Annotated in this window: 26 protein-coding genes; 4 read left to right on the plus strand and 22 right to left on the minus strand. The window is 46.5% G+C overall.

Going from position 1 to position 22,032, the window contains the following annotated elements; genetic code table 11:
• Window positions 1–11 precede the first annotated feature (11 nt).
• The 6 genes from rsmH to MKY22_RS10660 all read right to left on the minus strand — a co-directional run bounded on the left by rsmH (window position 12) and on the right by MKY22_RS10660 (window position 4,694).
• Window positions 12–950: a 16S rRNA (cytosine(1402)-N(4))-methyltransferase RsmH gene (rsmH, locus tag MKY22_RS10635; RefSeq protein ID WP_290778165.1), complete on the minus strand. Its 939-nt coding sequence runs from the start codon at window positions 948–950 to the stop codon at window positions 12–14.
• A gap of 161 nt (window positions 951–1,111) precedes the next feature.
• Window positions 1,112–2,674 (minus strand): bacillithiol biosynthesis cysteine-adding enzyme BshC, encoded by a 1,563-nt coding sequence (bshC, locus tag MKY22_RS10640; RefSeq protein ID WP_341088747.1) that lies wholly within the window; start codon window positions 2,672–2,674, stop codon window positions 1,112–1,114.
• A 29-nt stretch (window positions 2,675–2,703) separates the two neighbouring features.
• Window positions 2,704–3,060 carry a DUF3397 domain-containing protein gene (locus MKY22_RS10645; RefSeq protein WP_023468811.1) on the minus strand — a complete coding sequence of 119 codons (357 nt, stop codon included), beginning with the start codon at window positions 3,058–3,060 and terminating at the stop codon, window positions 2,704–2,706.
• Window positions 3,057–3,866, minus strand: a complete 810-nt coding sequence (locus tag MKY22_RS10650) for a ketopantoate reductase family protein (protein ID WP_341088749.1) — start codon at window positions 3,864–3,866, stop codon at window positions 3,057–3,059. The genes MKY22_RS10645 and MKY22_RS10650 overlap by 4 nt, the downstream gene beginning before the upstream one ends.
• 83 nt (window positions 3,867–3,949) lie before the next feature.
• Entirely contained in the window at window positions 3,950–4,123 is a 174-nt protein-coding gene (gene rpmF / locus MKY22_RS10655) for a 50S ribosomal protein L32 (RefSeq protein ID WP_012370841.1), read from the minus strand.
• 46 nt (window positions 4,124–4,169) lie between these two features.
• Window positions 4,170–4,694 (minus strand): YceD family protein, encoded by a 525-nt coding sequence (locus MKY22_RS10660; RefSeq protein WP_023468813.1) that lies wholly within the window; start codon window positions 4,692–4,694, stop codon window positions 4,170–4,172.
• A gap of 156 nt (window positions 4,695–4,850) precedes the next feature.
• Here MKY22_RS10660 and MKY22_RS10665 point away from each other — a divergent pair, with 156 nt between their 5' ends.
• On the plus strand, window positions 4,851–6,002 hold the full coding sequence (locus MKY22_RS10665; RefSeq protein WP_290778178.1) for a tRNA(Met) cytidine acetate ligase: 1,152 nt from the start codon (window positions 4,851–4,853) through the stop codon (window positions 6,000–6,002).
• Here MKY22_RS10665 and MKY22_RS10670 read toward each other — a convergent pair.
• Genes MKY22_RS10670 through MKY22_RS10690 form a run of 5 tightly spaced genes read right to left on the minus strand, consistent with a single transcriptional unit; the run spans window position 5,975 to window position 8,811 of the window.
• Entirely contained in the window at window positions 5,975–6,973 is a 999-nt protein-coding gene (locus MKY22_RS10670) for a SepM family pheromone-processing serine protease (protein ID WP_290778181.1), read from the minus strand. The genes MKY22_RS10665 and MKY22_RS10670 overlap by 28 nt on opposite strands.
• Window positions 6,973–7,464: a pantetheine-phosphate adenylyltransferase gene (gene coaD / locus MKY22_RS10675; protein ID WP_029342153.1), complete on the minus strand. Its 492-nt coding sequence runs from the start codon at window positions 7,462–7,464 to the stop codon at window positions 6,973–6,975. The genes MKY22_RS10670 and coaD overlap by 1 nt, the downstream gene beginning before the upstream one ends.
• On the minus strand, window positions 7,461–8,042 hold the full coding sequence (gene rsmD, locus MKY22_RS10680) for a 16S rRNA (guanine(966)-N(2))-methyltransferase RsmD (RefSeq protein WP_149427632.1): 582 nt from the start codon (window positions 8,040–8,042) through the stop codon (window positions 7,461–7,463). The genes coaD and rsmD overlap by 4 nt, the downstream gene beginning before the upstream one ends.
• A 46-nt stretch (window positions 8,043–8,088) precedes the next feature.
• Entirely contained in the window at window positions 8,089–8,346 is a 258-nt protein-coding gene (locus tag MKY22_RS10685) for a YlbG family protein (RefSeq protein WP_023468818.1), read from the minus strand.
• Between the two features lie 24 nt (window positions 8,347–8,370).
• A complete protein-coding gene (locus tag MKY22_RS10690; protein WP_214859713.1) occupies window positions 8,371–8,811 on the minus strand; it encodes a YlbF family regulator in 441 nt (146 codons plus the stop codon).
• Window positions 8,812–8,933: 122 nt separating this feature from the next.
• Here MKY22_RS10690 and MKY22_RS10695 point away from each other — a divergent pair, with 122 nt between their 5' ends.
• Together MKY22_RS10695 and MKY22_RS10700 are read left to right on the plus strand one after the other, a co-directional pair.
• Window positions 8,934–9,680, plus strand: a complete 747-nt coding sequence (locus tag MKY22_RS10695; RefSeq protein ID WP_241492307.1) for an ATP-grasp domain-containing protein — start codon at window positions 8,934–8,936, stop codon at window positions 9,678–9,680.
• Window positions 9,681–9,790: 110 nt separating this feature from the next.
• Window positions 9,791–10,141: a YugN family protein gene (locus MKY22_RS10700; protein ID WP_023468821.1), complete on the plus strand. Its 351-nt coding sequence runs from the start codon at window positions 9,791–9,793 to the stop codon at window positions 10,139–10,141.
• 158 nt (window positions 10,142–10,299) lie between these two features.
• Here the strand turns inward: MKY22_RS10700 and MKY22_RS10705 are convergent, their stop codons facing one another.
• The 9 genes from MKY22_RS10705 to cyoE form a co-directional block, all read right to left on the minus strand.
• Entirely contained in the window at window positions 10,300–10,557 is a 258-nt protein-coding gene (locus MKY22_RS10705) for a hypothetical protein (protein ID WP_023468822.1), read from the minus strand.
• Window positions 10,558–10,563: 6 nt separating this feature from the next.
• A complete protein-coding gene (locus tag MKY22_RS10710) occupies window positions 10,564–11,169 on the minus strand; it encodes an SCO family protein (RefSeq protein WP_050677540.1) in 606 nt (201 codons plus the stop codon).
• 12 nt (window positions 11,170–11,181) lie between these two features.
• Window positions 11,182–11,643 (minus strand): DUF420 domain-containing protein, encoded by a 462-nt coding sequence (locus MKY22_RS10715; protein ID WP_023468824.1) that lies wholly within the window; start codon window positions 11,641–11,643, stop codon window positions 11,182–11,184.
• Window positions 11,644–11,661: 18 nt separating this feature from the next.
• On the minus strand, window positions 11,662–12,567 hold the full coding sequence (ctaG, locus tag MKY22_RS10720) for a cytochrome c oxidase assembly factor CtaG (protein ID WP_023468825.1): 906 nt from the start codon (window positions 12,565–12,567) through the stop codon (window positions 11,662–11,664).
• A gap of 131 nt (window positions 12,568–12,698) precedes the next feature.
• The gene (locus MKY22_RS10725) at window positions 12,699–13,028 is read right to left on the minus strand and encodes a cytochrome C oxidase subunit IV family protein (protein ID WP_029342160.1); all 330 of its coding nucleotides are present in this window, start codon (window positions 13,026–13,028) and stop codon (window positions 12,699–12,701) included.
• Between the two features lies 1 nt (window position 13,029).
• Window positions 13,030–13,659 (minus strand): cytochrome (ubi)quinol oxidase subunit III, encoded by a 630-nt coding sequence (locus MKY22_RS10730; RefSeq protein ID WP_029342161.1) that lies wholly within the window; start codon window positions 13,657–13,659, stop codon window positions 13,030–13,032.
• Window position 13,660: 1 nt separating this feature from the next.
• A complete protein-coding gene (gene ctaD, locus MKY22_RS10735; RefSeq protein WP_445298374.1) occupies window positions 13,661–15,523 on the minus strand; it encodes a cytochrome c oxidase subunit I in 1,863 nt (620 codons plus the stop codon).
• A gap of 41 nt (window positions 15,524–15,564) precedes the next feature.
• Window positions 15,565–16,596 (minus strand): cytochrome c oxidase subunit II, encoded by a 1,032-nt coding sequence (gene coxB, locus MKY22_RS10740; protein ID WP_081637364.1) that lies wholly within the window; start codon window positions 16,594–16,596, stop codon window positions 15,565–15,567.
• A gap of 64 nt (window positions 16,597–16,660) precedes the next feature.
• Complete coding sequence (gene cyoE, locus MKY22_RS10745; protein WP_023468830.1) at window positions 16,661–17,593, minus strand: heme o synthase; 933 nt, start codon at window positions 17,591–17,593, stop codon at window positions 16,661–16,663.
• A 325-nt stretch (window positions 17,594–17,918) separates the two neighbouring features.
• Between cyoE and MKY22_RS10750 the strand changes: the two genes are divergently transcribed.
• Complete coding sequence (locus tag MKY22_RS10750; protein ID WP_023468831.1) at window positions 17,919–18,812, plus strand: COX15/CtaA family protein; 894 nt, start codon at window positions 17,919–17,921, stop codon at window positions 18,810–18,812.
• 102 nt (window positions 18,813–18,914) lie between these two features.
• Here MKY22_RS10750 and MKY22_RS10755 read toward each other — a convergent pair whose 3' ends face one another.
• Both MKY22_RS10755 and MKY22_RS10760 read right to left on the minus strand, forming a co-directional pair.
• Window positions 18,915–20,498, minus strand: coding sequence for an IS1182 family transposase (locus MKY22_RS10755; protein WP_341086759.1), 1,584 nt, complete (start codon window positions 20,496–20,498; stop codon window positions 18,915–18,917).
• A gap of 169 nt (window positions 20,499–20,667) precedes the next feature.
• Window positions 20,668–22,023, minus strand: coding sequence for a cryptochrome/photolyase family protein (locus tag MKY22_RS10760; RefSeq protein ID WP_341088769.1), 1,356 nt, complete (start codon window positions 22,021–22,023; stop codon window positions 20,668–20,670).
• Window positions 22,024–22,032: the final 9 nt, after the last annotated feature.

The following is a 22,032-nucleotide window of genomic DNA, read 5'->3' on the forward strand; positions in this document are numbered from 1 at the left end:
GAATGCTCCTCTCAAGTTTCTTTCATTTTTTCAGCAACTCGTAATTTTGCCGATCGGGCGCGACGGTTATCATCGAGCTCTTCAACACCAGCCGTAATCGGCTTGCGTGTGACGAGTCGGAGTTCCGGCTCCATTTCGACTGGAATCATCGGTAACCCCGGTGGAAGCTCGGGTAGTGATGATTTTTCTTTGATTGCTTGTTTACACATGCGATCTTCAAGTGAATGGAACGTAATGACACATAGACGTCCACCGACCCGTAATAAATCAATGGCTTGGTGTACTGCACGGTCAAAGACATTCAGTTCATCATTGACGGCGATCCGGATTGCTTGGAATGTCCGTTTCGCAGGGTGACCACCTTTACGTCGTGCTGGTGCCGGAATCGCATCCTTGATCAATTCGACGAGTTCGAACGTCGTCTCGATCGGTCGCTCTTCCCGCGCTTTTTCGATTTTGCGCGCAATCTGTTTCGAGAATTTCTCTTCCCCGTATGTAAAGAAGATACGTACGAGATCATTGTACGACCACTCATTGACGACTTCGTAAGCAGAAAGTGGAGAAGATTGATCCATGCGCATGTCGAGACGTGCGTCGTGATTGTAACTAAATCCCCGTTCCCCTTCGTCTAATTGTGGTGAAGAGACACCGAGATCGAATAAGATGCCGTCCACTTTCTCGACGCCATGTGCTGCTAATTGCTCTTTCAGATAAGCAAAATTACTCTTTATTAAAGTAAAGCGACCTTCATACGCCGCGAGACGTTCTGTTGCGTGAGCGAGGGCGACATCATCTTGATCAAATGCGTATAGATGACCTGTCGTCAATTGCTTGACGATCTCTTCGCTGTGTCCTGCTCCACCTAGTGTACAATCGACGTAAATACCGTCGGGTTTAATCGCGAGTCCTTCGATCGACTCCCATTTCAATACTGTTTCATGCTCAAACATGTCCTGCCTCACCTTTCACTGTCCTTGAAGGACGTTACTCTTTTTCAATGTATCACATTCTCTCGTGAAAACGTTACGAAAATGAGACAGTTTCCTTGATTTATTTAACTTTTGTGTAATTTTCGCTAAAAAAGAGAAAAAACCTGCTAGTTTCAGCAGGCTTAGAGGAAAATCTTCAGTTGATCACTCGTATTTGCTTCATAGGCTGTTCTTAAGTCCCGCACAAAATCAAGACCATGGTGATTCAACCACGGGAGGACAGAATGAATCCGCTCTTGCGGCGCTCCATCAGGAAGAAGATGATAAGCGGTCTCTTTATATTGTCGTGTTTGTCGATCGAACCGACGTCGATCTTCTGCCAGTAGACTAGCGACTGCTTGATCGAGCTGTCTCTTGACCTTCTCACTCTTACTCGATGTCCGCAGTAGATTCTGTTCGAGCGAAAGGAATTCGGAGACGAAACTGTCTTTTAACATTGCTGCCGTCTGCATACGTCCTGTCATTTTCTCTTCTGAATAGAGCGGAATCGGAACGCCTGATCGGACGATTTCTTCGAGCGACACCTCGAGTTTAGCAAGACGTTTTTCATCGCTACGACGCACGAGTAACCCACCCATGCGGGGAATCAATAACGGCATCGTCCAATTCAGGTGATGAAAGAGCGGTCGTAAGCGTGTCCAGTATGCTAACTCCCCCGGACCCCCGATATAGGCAAGCGTCGGGAACAGGTAATCCTGCATCAATGGACGTGTGACGACACTGTTGGAGAAACGTTCCGGACTGGCGTACAGCAACGCGATCAATTCAAGCTCCGTATATTGCTTTCCTTGTTTCGTCTCGAATCCGTCTGCTGTCGGATACAGTAACTGACGACCGTGATCATCGACGAAAAGATGCGCCGCTTCCTCGTTCAAGAATGTATCCGGTAACTCTTGCGTCTGTGAAATACCATCCGTCAATGCTCGTCTAAATTCCGCATTGTCTTGAATCAACCGTTCAAAGAACGGAATCTCGAGTTCACGGACAGAATGTGTATCCGCATCAAAGAAGACGACATCAAAATCGATCAATTCACCGATCAATTGTGAGAAAAACATTCCATACGATGTACACGCTTCAACGAGTTGCTTCAGGCGCGCAACTAATTGTTTCGTATGAACCGTTTCTGGCATTGCTCGGAATGCCTCTTCGATGATTTCAAGAAGTGCTGCTTGATCAAAAGAGAGCCGACTGACCGAACGGGCAATCGATTCTGAAGGTGTGACAGCGATTTTACGCGTTTGATAATCCGCTGTCGGAACGTAAACATGGTTAATCTCATCAAAATCGTGATCTTCGGTCGCGAGCCAAAAAATCGGAACGACAGGCCGCCCAAGTGTCGTTTCCGCCTGCTGCGCGACCTTCAGACAGGTCAACAATTTATAGATGGCATATAATGGTCCGCCAAAGATACCCGTTTGTTGCCCTGTAATGACAACTTGAGCTTCACCCGTACGAAGCTTCGCGACACGTTCCCGCAAACGCTCCGTCATGTTCGGATTTTGGCGTTCGAGTTCGTCTGTCAGTGCCGCGAGATGCGGATAGTGACGTTCTTCAAGCAAACGGCTCCTCGACGCTAAACCACTCTCTCCAAGGTGGTCGACATATGTTAAGAATTCTTCTCGTGAAGCACGATGCATCAACGAGTTATCATCGTATAAGGCTTCAAATGGTTGTACCTTCAAACAAAATCCCTTCTTTCTTACCTAACTGGTCAGCTGATGAACAGTTGACGAATTCCGAGTACGAACAGTATGAAATGGACGGGTAATGCCAGCAAGATGATGATCCGCCAACTGTGGCGAATCATTTGTCTCAAATCAACATCAAGTTGACGAATTCGTTGCCAGAGTGCATTCAACGCAAACACCAACAACACGACGATGACGATCCACCCTAAGTAATTTGTTCCGGTCAAGGCAATCAATGCAACATGAATCGCATACAGAACGATGAATGTTCCAAAGTCGAGTGCAAATCGAACGGCCTTCCCATGTTTCCGAAATAGAAGTAGAAAGACGAGATACAACGCAATCAGGCTGAATAAAGGAAAAATGATGAAGACTGTCACTGCGGACCCTCCCTCTGTTTGATCTGTTCATAATAAAAAGATAAACGTGGCGTCGCAGTCGTCGCCTGACGTAATGCGTATCCAAGTATCGGTTCTACTTCCGTTCGTCGTCCATACTCAAGATCTCGTAACATGGAAGAACGATTTTTGCCCGTATTCTTCATGATCCGCTCGATTTCGGAATAAGTAATGTCATGGTGCGGGAAAATCGTCCGCATTTCGTCAAATAATTGACGGGCTTCTTCTCGATAAGGCATCTCTAATAAGGATCCATTCTCAACACCGTAATAAGCCGTCACTGGATTGATGACGACGTTGATGAACAGCTTCGTCAATAAAACGGCTTCCATATCTGACTCAAGTTCAAAGCACAGCTGCTTTGACGACAAGTTCGCTACCTCTTGATTTCCGTAGCGGATGCGTCCTTTTCCAGTATGCTGGACTTCAAACGGTGCAGTACGCATGGCACCATGTTCTACGACACCAAATAAGACATGCGGCAATTGCTCTTTCCATTTCAAATGATCCATTCCATTTTGCAGGAACATGACGGGACACGTCAGCCGTTCAAGGAATGGAATCACACTTTTTATATCATACGACTTTGTCGCGACAAACACCAAGTCTTCTGACTCGAGCCGATCAATCTTCCGGATCCGTACGAGACGACTCGCTTGTCCATCGCGAATGATTGGTCGTTCCTCATCTTGTTCTTGTCGCACATAAAGCGTGACTGCATGATCTTTCGATAAATAAGAGGCAAGCAATAACCCGATGGCACCCGCGCCAATGATTCCAACATTCATCTATTCATATCCCCTTTCATGAAAAAAGCGACCTTAAAACCGATTTCTCGATTTGAAGGTCGCTTTTATACCGATCAATCAGCTTATTTGCTGACGATTTCTTTACCTTTGTACGAGCCACATGCTTTACAAACGCGGTGTGAAAGTTTCATTTCACCACAGTTTGGGCACTCGACCATACCTGGTACACGGAGTTTGAAATGAGTACGGCGAAGACGTTTGCGTGTTTTCGACGTTCTGCGGAATGGTACTGCCATCGTTGTCCACCTCCTTGAAAAAATACACTCGCCTTTACTTCAGAAATCAGGAATCCTGATCTTTTTTAAAGAACTGAGCGAGACCCGCGAGTCGCGGATCGATTTTTGGTTCGGTTTCCTCTGGATCTTCTTCAGAAAGAATCGTCCAGCCTTCCCCCTCAACCAACTGATTCTCTTCATCATCCCCATGCACTTGCACTGGCACATGAAGTAAAATCAATTCTTGCACGAGCGGTCGAAGATCGACCGTATTCCCGATCGGCACGTTGATGTCATCTGCTTCGTTCGAAACAGCATCGACCTCGAGCAGGAATGGCTCGATGGATTCAATCTCGAATGGATAAGCGACGTCATTTAGCGTCCGGGCATCCGGAAGCGTCATTTCGCCGGTAATCCGAAGATTGAATATTAATTGATTCGATGTAAACGATGCATTTGCACGAACGTGCACAGGTTGCACCGCCCGGATATCCGGATGGAGGGCGACTAGCTCATTGAGCTCGATCGTCTCGTTAACCTGAAGTTGACCCAGATTGCGCAATTTATTCAATTGCATCAGGGACCATTTCATCCGAATCACCTCAATTGCAACAATATGAATTATAGAGAGGACATCTTGTTTTGTCAATGTTTTTTCTTTACACTGAAATCGCTAGAGAACGAACACTTTTGGACGTCTTTATCCATATTACCGCACTTAATTCGGTTTGCAAAGGAGAAAGTTTTCATGAGGATGACAGCTATCATTTCAGAGTACAATCCGTTTCATAACGGACACTATTATCAAGCGACGACAGCACGACGGGAAACGGATGCCGACGTCATCGTCGCCATCATGAGCGGGACGTTCATGCAGCGTGGTGAGCCCGCCTTTACGGATAAATGGACACGTGCTCAGGCAGCCGTCGCGAGCGGTGCCATCGATCTCGTTCTTGAACTTCCCTTCTATTTTGCTGTCCAGCGTGCTGATCGCTTTGCACTCGGTGGTGTAACGATTGCCGAGACAATCGGCTGTCAGTCGCTTTCGTTTGGAAGCGAGTGCGGAGATATCGAACCTTTTCTCCATGCAGCAGCGGAACAGATCGAAGAGACACCTGCATACAAGCAAGCGTTACACGATGGTTTGGCATCTGGTCTCTCTTCTGCTCACGCCGCCAGTCAAGCATTCAGGAGCGTCTCACGGACGCTTGATTTGACACAACCGAACAATACGCTTGGCTATTATTACGCTCGCGCCGCAAATACCCTATCGCTTCACACGACGAAACGGATTGGAAGTGGCTACCACGACTTATCCACCGGGGACATCATGAGCGCCACCGCGATACGCGCCCATCATCAAACGCACGGTCAGCTGCTCGCACTTCCTGAACAAACCGAAGACGTCTTAGCAAACGCCTCTTTCGCCAACTTTTCGCACTATTATCCGTGGATTCGACAACGTCTACTAACGACTCCAGTACCCGAGTTGATGCGAATCGCTGGGATCGACGCTTCGTTAGCACCACGACTCATCGAAGGGGCGAAACAAGCAACAACATTCGAGACCTTTCTGAATCACGTCAAAACACGCCGTTATACGCGGACGAGCCTGCAACGTGCCCTGATCTATCTGTTGACCTCAACGACAGCAGAGGAGGTCGCACGGATTGATTACGACCATATTGATTTCGTTCGTCCCCTCGCCTTTTCAGAACGAGGACGACAGGCACTCAAAACCATCAAAACGCGGACTACCGTCTTCAGTACCTTCACGAGTCATCCTTGGCTAACGAAAGAAAGCCAAGTGACAGCTGCATACGCACTGCCCTTGGCTCGCTACGACGCGTTGCTCGAACACCGTCGTTTTCCTTATTTCGCTGGAAGTTCTTCTAAATAATCAATCGCATCTTCGACTGTCTTGATCGGAACGAGCTTCATGTTCGTTCCGAGTTTTTTGATGGATGGTTTTGCTTCTTTGTAGTTCTCTCCTGCTGGCACGAACATGATTTCTGCTCCTGCCTCGTCAGCAGCGACGACCTTTTGCCATGCTCCGCCAATCGGTCCCACCTTGCCGCCTTCTTCAATCGTTCCCGTGCCGGCGATTTTATGCCCTTTCGCCAAATCCCCCGGCGTCAATTGATCATAAATTTCAAGGGTGAACATCATTCCAGCAGATGGTCCACCGACACCTTCGACCTGAAACGCAATCTCAGGATCCGTCGTCACGTTTGAGATCGGAAGCGGTTCGTAAATACCTAGTCCGACTCGCTTGACCTCTTTAGATAACTGATCCACTCGAATCGTCGTCTTCTTGTCTTCCGATTTACGCGTGAACTGAATCGGAACAGCTGTTTTGGCTTTTTTCACTTGAATCGTCTTCATGAAACCTTCAAATGACGTAATCGGTTTTCCGTCAACACTTGTAATCCGATCCCCTGCCTTCAGTTTCCCCTCGGCTGGACCACCGGGAATGACGCCGGAGACGTAGACCCCTTCGAAATCGACATCGACCTTTTGATCCGCCAATTCATACGCTTCGATCGTTGCGTTATGTTGCGCTTCTTCCATATACAGCTTCTGACGCGTTTCATACTGCGCGTCCGACTCGCCGTCGTACAGATAATCACTTACACTCGATGTTTCGGAGAACGGTAGAAATAAGCTTTCAATGAGAAAGTAAGGCGTGGCCCGGCGTTGTGCGATCGTCAGCATCATCAAATCTCCCGGTTCCTTGTCGCCTCCAGACACATCGATCAAATCTTCCGTCGACGTCGCGTCACCCGGATAGGAGATGAAATAGGGAAGCGGTACGAAAAATACGATCAAGGCAGCGATGATTGCTGCTAAGGCAGGTTTCCAAGCTTTCATCACAGTTCTCCTTTCGTATATTTCTGACGTAGTGCTTCTTCGACAGAAGGCGGTACGAGATCGGCAACGGAAGCACCATATTTGGCAGCTTCTTTAACGATCGAAGAACTCAAGAAGGAATACTGATTATTCGTCATCATGAATAGTGTCTCGATTTGATCATTCATCTTCTTGTTGATGGAAGCGACTTGCATTTCGTATTCAAAGTCCGAAACTGCTCGTAGACCGCGTACAATCGCGGTTGCTCCGACTTCCGCCGCATAATCGACCAGTAGACCATTAAAGGAATCCACCTTGATTTGAGGTAGGTGCGATGTCACATCGGCAATTAACTCCATTCGTTCCTGGACAGAAAAGAGTGGTTGCTTCGAAGAATTATTCAGTACGGCAACGATGATCTCATCAAAAATCGGAACGGCACGCTCGATGATGTCTAAATGTCCGTTTGTGATCGGATCAAAGCTACCTGGGCAAATGGCGATTCGTTTCATTCGTGGTCTTCCTCCGCTTCCATGAATTCGTACAATGTAATCGAGATGACAGCGGAATAACGAAGTCGACGCACGACTTCTAGTCGTCCGATTTGGTCCGGCAATTCAACCGCTGAGTCATGTTCACAGACGATGACACCGTTGTCCGTCAGCATATCGTGTTGCTCTATGTACGTGACATGTTCCGTCAATCGCTCTTTTGCATAGGGAGGGTCTAGATAAATCAATTTAAACGGCTCTTCAGATGCGAGTTCCGTTAAAGCGATCGCTACATCTTTTTTTAAAACACGTGCTTGGTCCGTATAGCGCGTCGTTCGTAAATTATCTTGGATCGTTTGGATCGCTTTATGGTGTTGGTCGACGAACACCGCCTCATCGCATCCTCTTGAAAGAGATTCAATCCCAAGACCACCGCTCCCCGCAAACAGATCCAGTGCTCGTCCTCCGTTGAAATAAGGACCGATGACGTTGAATAAGGATTCTTTTACCTTATCCGTCGTCGGTCGTGTTTGATCCCCTGGCACTGCTTTTAATCGTGTACCTTTCCGTTCCCCTGAAATGACTCGCATTTCCTTCATTCCTTTCAACAAAGAAGCGACGAGGATGTCCTCATCGCTCCATGGATTATGCTTCTTCTGGCATTTTACCTTTTTTGTTCGCGAACGTCTCCGTGATGAACGGTCGTTCTGAACGTTTAATCGATTCGACGAACGGGAGAGTCGAAATGACTTCCATCACCTGTTCATGCTGATCTAAATCGACATACAGATGAACGTATCGTTCACGTTTAGACGTAAAGTAGACGTTCCCGTAACGGCGTAATTGACGGGATGCTTTCATCGCATTGACATAGACGATGAGTCCCACTCGTTCCTTGATCACGCCAGCCTACCCCCTTCACCTTCGTTATCCGCTACAGCTACAGCTGCCACCGGTCGAACAACCTCCAGCGCATCCTTGATCGAAGAAAGGATTTCCCGTCGGTACTTTAATTTGCGGTGATACTTCTCCAGCGAGCTTCAGACTGATTTGTCCGAGTAACGTCTCGAGTTGTTTTTCCGCCTTTTTAAACTGCGCGACTTCCTCTTGTAAATCAAGTCGCCGTTTGACTTCATGGACCTTTTTCGTGATCGTCTGATAGTCAGGATGATACCGTCCGAATCGCTGTACGAGTTCGTAGTCCTCCTTGACTTGATGAAAATCGCGAATGACAGCCTGTGCCTCTGTTGACTCTTGCTGTGCTTGTTTCGCACATCTATATGCTTGCCCCGTTTCACTTTGAGCGAGAGATCGAATGAGGTCTTCCGCTGCGTTGATGAGGTCAATCGTCTTATCGGTATATATCACAACGAATCTCCTCCTTAACTTTACCATCTTATCATAACATTTCTCTCCCTCCTAGCCTGTTGAATTGTGTATAATTTGTTCAGAAGGAAGGAATGAACTTTATGCAACTGCTCTCTTTTAATATGTTCCGGACGATTGGAATCAAGACGGAACATGCCAAATCAGATTATCACTTTGATTCCTTAAAAAAAATCGAACAGGCGGATGTCGTCCTGTTCCCGGAATACTGGCAAATCCACTCAATCATCTACGGGATGAAAAAACCGATCTTCCCGTCGGCTGCTACGTTCCACTTAGGTCATGATAAGATCGAGATGACGCGGATTTTTCAAACCGTCATTCCGGATAACATCCCTCGGACCGGCATCTATGGAAAAAATGAATTCACCGTCGAACGTGTCTTACGTGAATTCTCGTTTCCGTTCGTTGCGAAGACAGTCCGTAGCTCCATGGGACAAGGTGTCCATCTCATCAAAAATGAAACAGACTGGAAGAAATACACGGATACACACGAGACGTTCTACATTCAGGAGTACATTCCGAATGAGAAGGACTTACGTGTCGTCGTCGTCGGCGATCAAGTCCTTGCTGCGTACTGGCGCGTCGGTGGTGCTCAGTTCTTAAATAACGTCGCTCAAGGTGGTGTCCTTGATTTTGATGATGTGCCACAAGGGGCAATCGACTTCGTGCTCGCGCTCGCGAAACAGCTCGATATCGATCACGCCGGTTTTGACCTCATCATCCGTGACGGACAGTGGTACGTTCTTGAGTTCAATGTCTTCTTCGGTGGGGAAGGACTCAATCACCTTGGTATCCACGCACCGGATACGATTCTTGAATATGTCGAACGAAAATATGGAAGTTCATGAATTCTTCAAAATGACTTCACATCTTTTACGTCATCGTTTCATTCATTATGGTATGATAGTTTGGAAAGACTAGTATCTACTAGCAAACTGGGGTATAGGGGGATTCAAACATGAAGTTTGAACAATATGGCATCGAAGGCAAGGAACTGAAGTTCGGTCTTCTCGAAACAATCATGGAACATCACCGCTTCGTTCGTGAAGGACAGTGGGATTACGAACGCGCGATGTACGACATGAAATATGAAAAACAATCAACAGGTGAAGTATTCTACCTGCGTGTTCCTGTCTATGCGATCCAAGGCGAGATTGAAGACCGCCATGCTGTCGTTCGTATGATGACACCACTTCTCGGTAAACACTACTATCCACACGGTGTCGAGTATGATGAGACGTTCCCTCCGGAAATCGTTAAAGACTGCGAACGTCGTTTAGCAGCATTGCTCGAAACACTCGAAAAATAAGATCCACACGTAGAGGTTCTAATGAGGAGCCTCTATTTTTTGTTCTTCATTCCAAACAAAAAAGCCAAACAAAAAAGCTAACGACCTCGCATCATCCACGAAATCATTAGCTGTTCTGTCCACCTGATTGTTATTCTTTAATACACGCGAAATCGCTTTTAACGCGCGACGAATTGTACATAAGATACGACATCGTCTCCGAGCTGAATCCCAAGCTGCTCGCGTACATGAAGATAAAGCGCGTGAAGTGACGTTGCCGGTGCATTGACCTTTACACTAAATGCAATCTCTTCCCGGTCCATCCGTTTGATCCGGGAGTGATGGATTCCATAATCCTCGATCGCACAAGCAAGTAATTCCTCGATGGCTTGAATAGAGACGGTAACATCTCCTTGCATGTACTCTTCATAAGTCATCTACCTTCACTCCTTTGCTAATTGTGTGACCGAAGACATGACCTCTTCTAAGTCGACCGGTTCATCCGGTGTCTTCGCCATAGACGAAATCGCCCTTACTTTATTCTCACGGTCCAAAATGAACATTTGTGTTCCGTGTGTCACTAAGCCACTCTCAGCCTTCGAGTAATAGAAATTCAACTGACGTGTCAGACGATCGATGACGACTGGATCTCCCGTCAATACTTTCCATCCCTTAGCATCCGCTTCAAAGTTCGAAGCATACTTTTTCAAGACTTTTGGTGTATCCACTTTTGGATCAACCGTCACAGCGACGAGTTCGACGTCATTTCCGTATAACTCTTCACTCCGAAGCTTCTTCTCAAGCTTTCGGTAATCATTCAACGTCAACGGACAAATATCAGGACAGTTCGAGTAGAAGAACGTCAACACTTTGACTTTTCCGTCTTCCGAATTGAATGATTTTCCGTCTACGGCATTCGTTAATTCAAATGGTGTCGGTTCAGCGATGACAGGTAACTTTTCTTTCATGAAGAAATAATAATATCCCCCGGCTGCCGCAACTAAGATAAGGACGACGGCAGCGACCGTCAAGTAACTATTCTTTTTCAAGTTGGCTCCCCCTTAATGACTCCAGATCGCCCGGAATACGTTCGTCGTCTCACCCGGATCGTAGACGACATATAGTAAGCAATACACGATCACACCGGTAATGGCTGTCAAAAACCAAACGATTGAGGCAACCGGTCCGATTTTACGGTGACGTGCAAAGTTCTTCTTATACGCGTGATAGAGTGCCATCAAACCGAGCACCCCACCAGATGTCGCAAGAAGGATGTGGAAGATCAAGAATCCTGTGTAGTAGGCTTTGACGGACTCTGGACCGCCAAAGGCTGTATTACCGAGCAGAATCGTCCGCAAGGCATACATGATGAAGAATAATAAAGCGAGTGCAGCTGCAATCGTCATCACGGTTTGGTGAGCTTTCATGTTACGACGCGTTTGGGCGATCAAAAACCAGCCAATCGCTACGAAAATCGCACTGATGACAATCAGCGACACACAAATCAACGGCAAATAACTCATGTTCCAACTTCCTCCAATTTAATCCGCTTTTGGTGTGAAGGACATGCCTTCATCCACGGCAGTACTTTTTGAACGGCGCACCCATGTAAAGAAGGTCAGTCCGAAGAATAGACCATACACGAGTTCTTGACCGAGCTTCATGAGGACACCACCAAAGCGTTGGTCCTCTAATAAGTCATCTGTCGTTCCGAGCAATCGTTCCAGGTTCAATCCGCTTAAATCATTGTTCGGCATACAGTAAGCGAGTACTTTCGCGAATGTCGCCGGATCCTGATACGCTTGATACTGAAAACTTTGACTGAAGATCATGAAGGCACAGGCTGGTGTCAACAACACACCATTCGCTACGATGTAGACCATCTTCTTCAGGTCAGAAAGGCTGTCCGCCTCATTGACCGGTGCAATGATCGGATACCACATCGTCATACTCAAGAAAATCAATGTTCCGTGGAACAGACGGTGAACGGTATAGTTCGTCAAGACATAATCAAAAATAAATGGCATGTGATAGAACGTAAACAAGGCATTAAAGACGACAAGTGCAATCAGCGGCTTGATGAAGAAGCGAAGAATCCTACCAAGATACGGTGTATCGAACAAGCGCTTATAAAGCCACTCTGGTATCGCAATCAACAAGAGCGGCGGTGCGACCATATAGACGAATACCATCTGCAGCATGTGTGCTGAGAACGTGATATGTGCTAGCAGGTCTAACGGACTTCCAAAACCGATGTAAAAAACGATCAATGCCGCGAGCATCGAAAACTTTTGCCCAAGCGTTGTTTCCGGCTCATCCGGACGACGCAACTTTTCTGTCACGACAGCATATAGGATATACAATCCAACGAGTATCAACGCATAATACGGACTCCATAAGACAGTCCATTCGAATTGCGAAAGTGCTCCCCTTAAATTGCCTAACATATTTTTTCACCCCGTTCCTTTCTCTTACAAACTAAGATTACCGTTCCCCTATTTCATTGTAAAGGTTTCTCATAAAACGATTCCAAAATAAAAGACCATCCTGCTAAACGTTAGCAGAATGGTCACATTTCTTACCAGATCAACAGACGAAGCGTCGCAACGATCGTCAAGGCGACGAAGATGCCAAGACCCATCATGACTTTGATCCATGTGTTGCCTTTATTGTTCATATGCATGAACATGTAAAGCTGAAGGTAAACCTGAACGATTGCCATGATGATCAAGAAACCACCAGCTGCCCAGTGCGGCATGAGATCAGCCATGACAGCACCGAAAGCGATGAGCGTCAAGAAAATCATGAGTGCGAAACTGATGAGTTGCAGTTGTGTCTCACGACCACGTTCTGCTTTCATCTCAAGCTCGATTTGATTGCGCGTAAGTTGCGGTTCGTGTTTTTCCATCTTATTTCACCATCCCCATGAGGTAGACGACTGAGAAGATAAAGACCCAGACGACGTCAATGAAGTGCCAGTAAAGACTTGAAACATAGTACTTCGGCGCATTCACGACCGTGATGCCACGGTTCCAGTTCCGGATGAGCAATGTCGAGATCCAGAGAAGACCGAACAAGACGTGCGCACCGTGGAAACCGACGAGAGTGTAGAAGGCAGAACCAAATGCACTCGACGTGAATGTATGACCGATGTGGTAGTAGTGATTGAACTCATAAATCTCACCCGCTAAGAATGCTAGTCCAAGAACAAGTGTGATAATTAACCACATTTTCATCTTCTTGACATCATTACGTTTCATCGCCATCATCGCAAGAACACTTGTTAATGAACTTGTGAGAAGGAGCATCGTCATGATAAAGACGAGACCCATTTCGAAGATGTCATAACTGCGTAGACCTTCTTTTGCACCGGAGTTATGGAGACCGATGTATGTCCCGAAGAGAGAGGCGAACAAAGTCGTCTCTCCTCCAAGGAAGAACCAGAAGGCTACATATTTATTCTTACCCTCAAGTGTTGCTTTTTCAACATGATCCGGAATACCCGTGATCGGGTTATTCGGTACTGAATGATGACCCATCTTACTTCGCCTCCTTTTCTGCTTCAAGGCGTAGATCTTCTTCGACGACTGATTTCGGGATGTAGTATCCTTCATCATCGATCCAAGAACGGAAGAACATCGCGATCAATGTCATCGCAAGACCAATCAAGGCAACGACAAGACCAACTGTTCCATAGTCTAGGCGAAGAATGAATCCGAGACCTGCGAGGAATAGACCGACTGACATGACGAATGGCAAGATCGTGTTGTTCGGCATGTGGATATCGCCGACTTCTTCCGATACAGAAACTGTTTTGTTTCCTGCCATTTTTTCAAGCCAATACGTATCCAAACCTTTGACGAGTGGGATTTGAGCGAAGTTATACTCTGGAGTTGGAACTGGAAGTGTCCACTCAAGCGTACGTCCATCTCCCCAGACGTCGCGTTTTACATATTCTTTTGACATCAATGCTGCTGCAATCGAAATGACGAGAACGATCGTCGACACACCCATGAAGGCTGCCCCAATTGATGAAAGTAAGTTCATTGTTTCCCAGCCTTGGTTTGGCAAGTACGTGAAGACACGACGTGGCATACCTGTAAGACCAAGAATATGTTGCGGGAAGAACGTCAAGTGGAAGCCGATGAAGAACAACCAGAATTGAATTTTTCCCCAGAATTCGTTGAGCTGTTTCCCGAACATGAGTGGGAACCAGTAGTAAAGACCTGCGAAGAGACCAAAGACAACCCCACCAACGATAACGTAGTGGAAGTGAGCTACTACGAAGTAACTGTCATGGTATTGGTAATCGGCAGGTGCAACAGAAAGCATGACCCCTGTCATACCACCAACAAGGAATGATGGAATGAACGCGACCGAGTAAAGCATTGCGACTGGGAACGTCAACTTACCGCCCCATAGCGTAAAGAGCCAGTTGAAGATCTTGACCCCTGTCGGTACAGCAATCGCCATCGTTGCTACGGCGAAGATCGCGTTTGCGACCGGACCGAGACCAACTGTGAACATGTGGTGGACCCATACCATGAATCCGAGGAAACCGATCAACATCGTCGCAAAGACCATCGTCGTGTAACCGAAGAGACGCTTACGAGCAAATGTAGGAATGATTTCAGAGAAAATACCGAATGCCGGTAAAATCAAGATATAAACTTCCGGGTGACCGAAGATCCAGAAGAGGTGTTCCCAGATGACGATGTTCCCGCCCGCTGCCGGGTCAAAGAAATGCGCTCCGAAGAGTCGCTCGAACGTCAAGAGGAACAATCCAACCGTAAGTGGTGGGAATGCGAAAACGATCAAGGCAGAAGCAACGAATGCTGTCCATGTGAAGAGCGGCATCCGCATCAGTTTCATACCTGGTGCACGCATGTTCAAAATCGTAACGAGGAAGTTAATCCCCCCCATAAGTGTACCGAAACCAGAAATCTGAAGACCCAACGCGTAGAAGTCTACACCGAGAGACTCAGGTACTGTCGAGAGTGGTGCGTATGCAGTCCACCCTGCGTTCGGTGCAGCGCCGAAGAACCAAGAAAGGTTCAACAAGACTCCACCGAAGAAGAACAACCAGAAACCAAGTGCATTCAAGAATGGGAACGCAACGTCACGTGCCCCGATTTGAAGCGGTACTGCTGCGTTCATGTATCCAATCAACATCGGCATCGCTGCCAAGAAGATCATCGTCGTACCGTGCATCGTGATCAATTGGTTAAAGAGTTCACCGCTGACGAAATCGTTCATCGGTTTAATCAATTGAAAACGAATCATTAGGGCTTCTACGCCACCGACTAGAAGGAAGAACAATCCAGACATGATGTAGAGAATCCCGATTTTCTTATGGTCGACTGTCGTTAGCCAGTCCATGATGCCGCTTTTTTTCTGCGGCATACCCATAGTATGTGTCCCCACTATGATTCCCCCTTAAAAAATTATTGGAGCTTTTTGTCCAATAGATAATCTGCCAATTCGCTCAATTCTTCATCGCTGATCTGATCTTCAGAGAATCCAGGCATTTTCGTACCTTGTTTCTCTTTTTGAGGATCGCGAATCCATTTTTCGAGGTTTTCTTTATCATGGTCGAGATAACCCGCGATACGTTGACGATCACCGAAGTTCGTCAAGCTAGGTGCGACTTTTCCGCCACCATGACAGCTGAGACAGTTCTGGGCATAGACTTTCTCACCAGTCGTCCAGTTCTTTTCATTCTTTTTATCAAGCTGCTTCGTCTCTGCTTCTTTCGCAGCTTTCATATCTTTCAACCAGTTATCGTAGTCGTCTTGTTCAAGTGCAACGACTTTGAAGTCCATCAATGCGTGAGAAGGACCACACAACTCGGCACATTTACCGTAATAAGTGCCTGCTTCTTTTGCTTGTAACCACATTTCGTTCTCAAGACCTGGGTTCGTATCTGTTTTACCAGAAAGAGCTGGTACCCAGAATGAGTGAATGACGTCTTTAGACGTCAAGTTAACAGCAACACGTTTACCGACTGGAATGACAAGTTCTTGTCCTGTCGAAACACCTTTGTCTGGGTATTCGAACTCCCACCAGTAGAGGTTTGCTGTAACGTTGATTTGTTCGTTTTTCTTCGCTTCTTTTGCATCTGCGAGTTCAACCGTTGTTTTGATCGTCGGAATTGCAAGAACGATCAAAAGAAGAATCGGAATGACTGTCCAGATGATTTCAAGCGTATGGTTCCCTTCGACTTGCTTCGGAACCGTGTTATCACCTGATTTACGACGGAATTTCATAAGTACGTAAATATAAATGACGGCTACGATCGCAAGGACGAACAACATGACCCACAAACTAAGCTTGATGATCTCAAGTTGCATCTCAGCGCCTTCTCCGCGAGGCTGTAGCGCAGACAATTCCGGAATTCCACAACCTGATAACATAAGTGCCATCAAGCCGATTGGAAGAAGCCGGAAGAGCATTTTTACTGATTTTTTCACAACCATCCCCACTTTCTTTGTCCCCAATTTTGTCTTTCGTAATGGTGTACGTGAATTATGTCAAATCGTTTTAGAGAGAAACGAGTACGACCGTCACGATCCAAGCCGTGAAATAAAACAGTGAGAAGAAGAACATCTTCGACGCCCATTTGATTTCGGCTTGTTCATCTTGGATCTTCAGACCTTTCAGTCCCATATAGAGCCAATATCCACCGAGCAATGCCATGACGATCATGTAGATGATGCCATAGTGTGCTAAGAGGAGTGATGATGGAATGAGTACTGCAATCCACCATACAATTTGTCGTTTCGTGATCGCGAATCCGTTTACGACAGGTAACATCGGGATACCTGCTGCCCGATACTCCTCTGTCCGTCGCATCGCGAGTGCAAGGAAATGTGGTGGTTGCCACACGAACATGATGAGGAATAAAATCCACGCATCAATGTGAAGCGTCGGAGTGACTGCCGCAAATCCAATGATTGGTGGCACAGCTCCTGATATACCACCTACGACTGTATTGATCGTGTGCGTCCGCTTTAACCACATCGTATAAATCACGACGTAAACGAATGATCCGATCAATCCGAACACTGCCGCCACATGGTTGACAATCAACAACAATACCGTACCGGTCGCAAGAATACCGAGTCCTAGTGCGAGTATCCGTTGTCCATCCATCTTCCCAGTAACGCTTGGTCTTCCCATCGTCCGTTCCATCTTATAATCGATGTCCCGGTCAATGTAGTTATTGAGGTAGCAACTTCCGGCAATGACCAATCCACTCCCGAGAAGCGTCCACAGTAACATCCACTTGGTTTGCCACAGATACAACAGGACATCATCCGTTATGTATGATGCTGCTACGACATACCCCGCGAAGACCGTAATCAGATTGGCACGGACGATCCCCATTTTTGCTAGGGTAATATAGTCCTTGAATGTCGGCTGATCTGCTTGCTCAATCGCCATATCCAGTGCCTCTCCAGTAACTTTCGCCATGCTGTTCCCTCCTTTTCACCGTCTGCTTCCGTTTAGCACCTAGGCTTCACGTAATTTCTTCACAGAAATAACACAGACATGCCACGAAACGCCCTTTTCTCTATAAAAGATACCACATATCGAGGACCGTGACGTATGAAAATACTTTCGACATAATGAACAAAATGTGAAATCTATGTGATTTTCATCACAGTTCACCATATTTACCTAATACTAGAATAGCGTTGTTCTAAAAGATTGCAACCCTTTCAGTACTTTTTATGCGATACTAGACCTATGGAAATCCATGTATTTCGTATTTTTTTAGAAAGGTGGTGTCCAAATCTTGAATCGAAAACTTTCGATGTTTTCAGCCTTCGTCACGTTTACGATGATGATCGTCTTACTGATGGGTGGGACAGTCACAAAAACGGATTCGGGAGATGGTTGCGGAACGGATTGGCCACTCTGTCACGGGGAACTCATTCCGACGAACCCAAGTGTTGAAACGATGATTGAATATAGTCACCGCGCTGTGACTGGAGTCGTTGGACTCTTAATCATCGCCTTATGTCTCTGGACGCTCGTTGCCTTCAAGGATCGATTAGATACGAAGATCTTTGCGTTTCTTGCTTTCATCTTCATGTTGATTCAATCGATCGTCGGTGCTGGAGCAGTCGTTTGGCAACAATCAGACCTCGTCATGGCGTTACATTTCGGAATCTCTTTGATTTCCTTTGCTTCGCTATTGATTTTGACACTGTTGATCATGGAGCGTCCGGGTCAGGAATTCAGGGAATCTGTCCCAGCATTCTTACGGAAGCTCTTGTACGGTCTACTCATCTATACGCTGATCGTCGTTTATACGGGTGCTTACGTACGCCACGTCGGGGCTACATATGCTTGCGTTGGTTGGCCTGTCTGTTCTCAACCTTCCATGACGTTCGAAGCGTGGGTGCAGATGATTCACCGGATCATGGCAGGATTACTGTTCCTGTTCACCTTATTCGTCCATGTCGTTGCGATTCGCTTAAAGCATCGGACGACAACGATTGGTATGGCGTTCGCGACGTTCTTCATCTCGTGCCAAGTCGCCACTGGGGCTTGGATCGTTCTTGGTGGACATGCAACGTATGTGCCGTTACTCCACGCCTTCTTGATCACATGTTACTTCGGGGTCTTATCTTACTTGACGTACCATGCATTCCGAACGCGTAAGGCAAATAGTCGTCTTCAATAAGGTCGTAAAAAAGAGGCTGGGACATAACTAGCTGAATTTAACGAGAAGAAGGAATTGCCATCACTCAGGATGTGCAATTCCTTCTTTTTTCATTGTCTCGCGTCAAGTTGCCCTTCGGGCAACGCTTTGGATGAGCCATTTTCTTAAATTTACGGCCATGAGGATGAAGCCGAGCTCACGCTTCACCTTCGCTTTTCCTCTCACAGAAAAGCGAGTGAAACTCAAATTAGCCTTCAGATATCCAAAAACTGGTTCCACGTCTATCTTCCGTTTCGCATAGAGGGATCCTGTTTTTTGATCTGAAAGCCATTTTTTCATCTGTTCTTTTTGTTCTTCCCATGAAGTGTTTATGTGTACCTGTCGGTGACGACCCTCTTTGGCCTTGGTACAACGGGAGCGAAACGGGCAGCCATCACACCCTTCGCTTTCATACACCTTGAAATCACGCGTGAATCCGTACCGATCTGTTCTCTTGGACATGTAACGGAATGTTACGTCCTGTCCATTAGGGCACACAAAACGATCCGACCTTTCATCATAAGACCAGTTTACTGTGTTAAATGGATCATTGCGCCATTTTCGAGACTTTTCTTTTTCGAACATCGTATAAGGGATGAGTGGAATGCGCCCTCGGCGCATCAGAATATCCTGATAATTCTCCTGACTCCCATAGCCGGCATCCGCAACGATATGCGGTGGTAGTGGTAAATATGAGCTGATCTCATCTAAAAAGGGGAGTAACGTCCGGGCATCCGTCGGATTCGGATAAATATCATAAGCGAGTGTGTACTGTCCTTCGGTCGCGATTTGAACGTTATAGCCTGGCTTGAGTTGTCCATTTTGCATATGATCTTCCTTCATTCGCATGAACGTCGCGTCTGTGTCTGTTTTCGAATAGCTGTTCCGTCCAGCGAGCGTCCTCTTTTGGAGGGCGTATCTCTGTTTCCGCTCGATGAAATCTGTAATCTCCTTTCGAAGGAGACGTGGTTCCTTCCGTTCAGAACGTAGACGTTTTCTTTCTTGAGTATCCGAACTCGCCTCGATTTTTTGGTTGATGGAAGCGATATGTGCGTCTAAAGCTTCACCCATGTGTTCGAGTTCTGAGAGAGTGAGCTCGTCCGGGCTTTCTCGTTCAATTTCCGGTAGGATGTCTTGTTCGACGAGGTTGTCATAGATACGATTCGATTTGTCCACGAGAGACGAACTATGACGTTCGATCGATTTCCGCCAAACAAAGGTGTATCGGTTCGCATTCGCCTCTAGCTTTGTACCATCGATAAAGATGGCTTCTTCATTGATTTCTCCCATCTCGACGAGATGGCAACGGAAGGTAACGAAGGCTTGCTTCAAGATTGGAGTGACTGCGGGATGCACTCGAAAACGGTTGATGGTACGATAGCTCGGCGCATTCCCTTGCGCTAGCCACATCATCCGCAGACTATCGGATAGTAATCCCTCAATCTTCCGACCGGAGAAGACCGACTGTGTGTAGGCACATAAAATAATTTTCATCATCATCCGCGGGTGATAAGCAGGGCATCCCGTCGTCCGCATGAAAGGATCGAAAACATCATCCGGAATGGATTCGACGAGATGATGGACAGCGAACGCGATATCATTTTCTTGAAGACGAACTTCTAAATCTAAGGGCAGAACCAGCTGGTTCATGTTATAATCTTTAAACATAAGGGCACCTCCGATGGTTATGGTTTAGTCACTTTAACTTTATCAGAGGTTGTCCTTATTTGTTTATTCAGAACCGGTTTTTCATCATAGAACAAGGCCCTCGAAACGACTACACGTTTCGAGGGCCTTTCGTTTGTGAAACTGAGTTATGTCCCAGCCTCTTTTTTCATTATTTGAATCGAGCAATCGCACGCTTTCGCGCTTCGTCATGTGCGACGATTGGTTCTGGATAGCCATAATCCTTGCGTTGCTCAGCAGTCGGTTCATGAATATACTGCTTTGATAAATCCTTGATTTCCGTGACATACTTTCGAATGAACTCTCCATCCTTATCGAACTTCTTCGATTGAGTCGTCGGATTGAAGACGCGGAAGTACGGGACGGCATCCGTTCCGACTGATGCTGCCCATTGCCAACCCCCGATGTTTGATGCCGCTTCATAATCAACGAGTTTCTGCTGGAAATATCGTTCGCCTTTCTGCCAATCGACCAACAAGTCTTTTGTCAGGAAAGAAGCGACGATCATCCGTAGACGATTATGCATCCACCCCGTTTGATTCAATTGCCGCATCGCTGCATCAACGATCGGATAGCCCGTCTTGCCTTCACACCACGCCTTGAAGCCCTCTTCATCTTCTTCCCATTCGATTTCCCGATATTGCGTATTGACGGCTTGTCGTTTTGATTCCGGGAAATGCATTAAAATCATGTAATAGAATTCACGCCAGATGAGTTCGGTGATGAAGGTCTGTTTCCCTTTTGATTCTTTTGCCTCCTGAACAGCCGCATAGACGGTCCGAATGCCGACTTCTCCAGTCCGTAAATAGCGAGAAAGTAAACTCGTACCGTCGACAGCAGGAAAATCACGATTCTCTTCGTAATCTTCAAGCGATTGTTCGATGAATTTCTTCAAGCGTTGTTTTGCCTGCTTTTCACCAGTATGGAAGACGGCTTCCGACTCTGCCTTTTTAAAATAAGCGTTGATGAAACTATTATCGTGCTGACGCTTTTGATAATGATCCCGCAGCGTTTGCCATTTAACTTCATATGGTGCAGGAATATCTTTTTTCATGAATGCATTCTTATATGGCGTGAATACTTTATAGAACTTTCCATCCTGCTTTTTAATGTCATGTGGGTGAAGAAGATGCCGGTCTAGTAGTCGCTCCGTCTGACGATCTTTACGCTTTTTAATGATTTTTTCATCTCGCGTCTTGAATGGTTCGACATATTCCGCATTAAATAACAAAACGTCCGCATCACCAGTTGCGTCTAAGAAAGCCTGTTCATCGCCTTCGATGAAACGGATTGGCATCTCTTTCTCTTTGCAGGCATCAGAAAACATCTCGAGCGCTTGGAAGAAATATTGTTGCCGTGCTTCATATTCTCCGATGTAATCCGGATTGAGCCAAAAGACGAACTCGACCGTCGACTTGGGATTTTCATTTAGTAATTCAACAGCACGTGCCAACATGTGGTTATCTTGTAATCGAAAATCACTTCGTACCCAACAAATAATGTTCAATCGTATCCT

Origin of the sequence: Exiguobacterium sp. FSL W8-0210 (genome assembly GCF_038006045.1) — a bacterium.
In the GTDB taxonomy this organism is placed as follows: domain Bacteria; phylum Bacillota; class Bacilli; order Exiguobacteriales; family Exiguobacteriaceae; genus Exiguobacterium_A.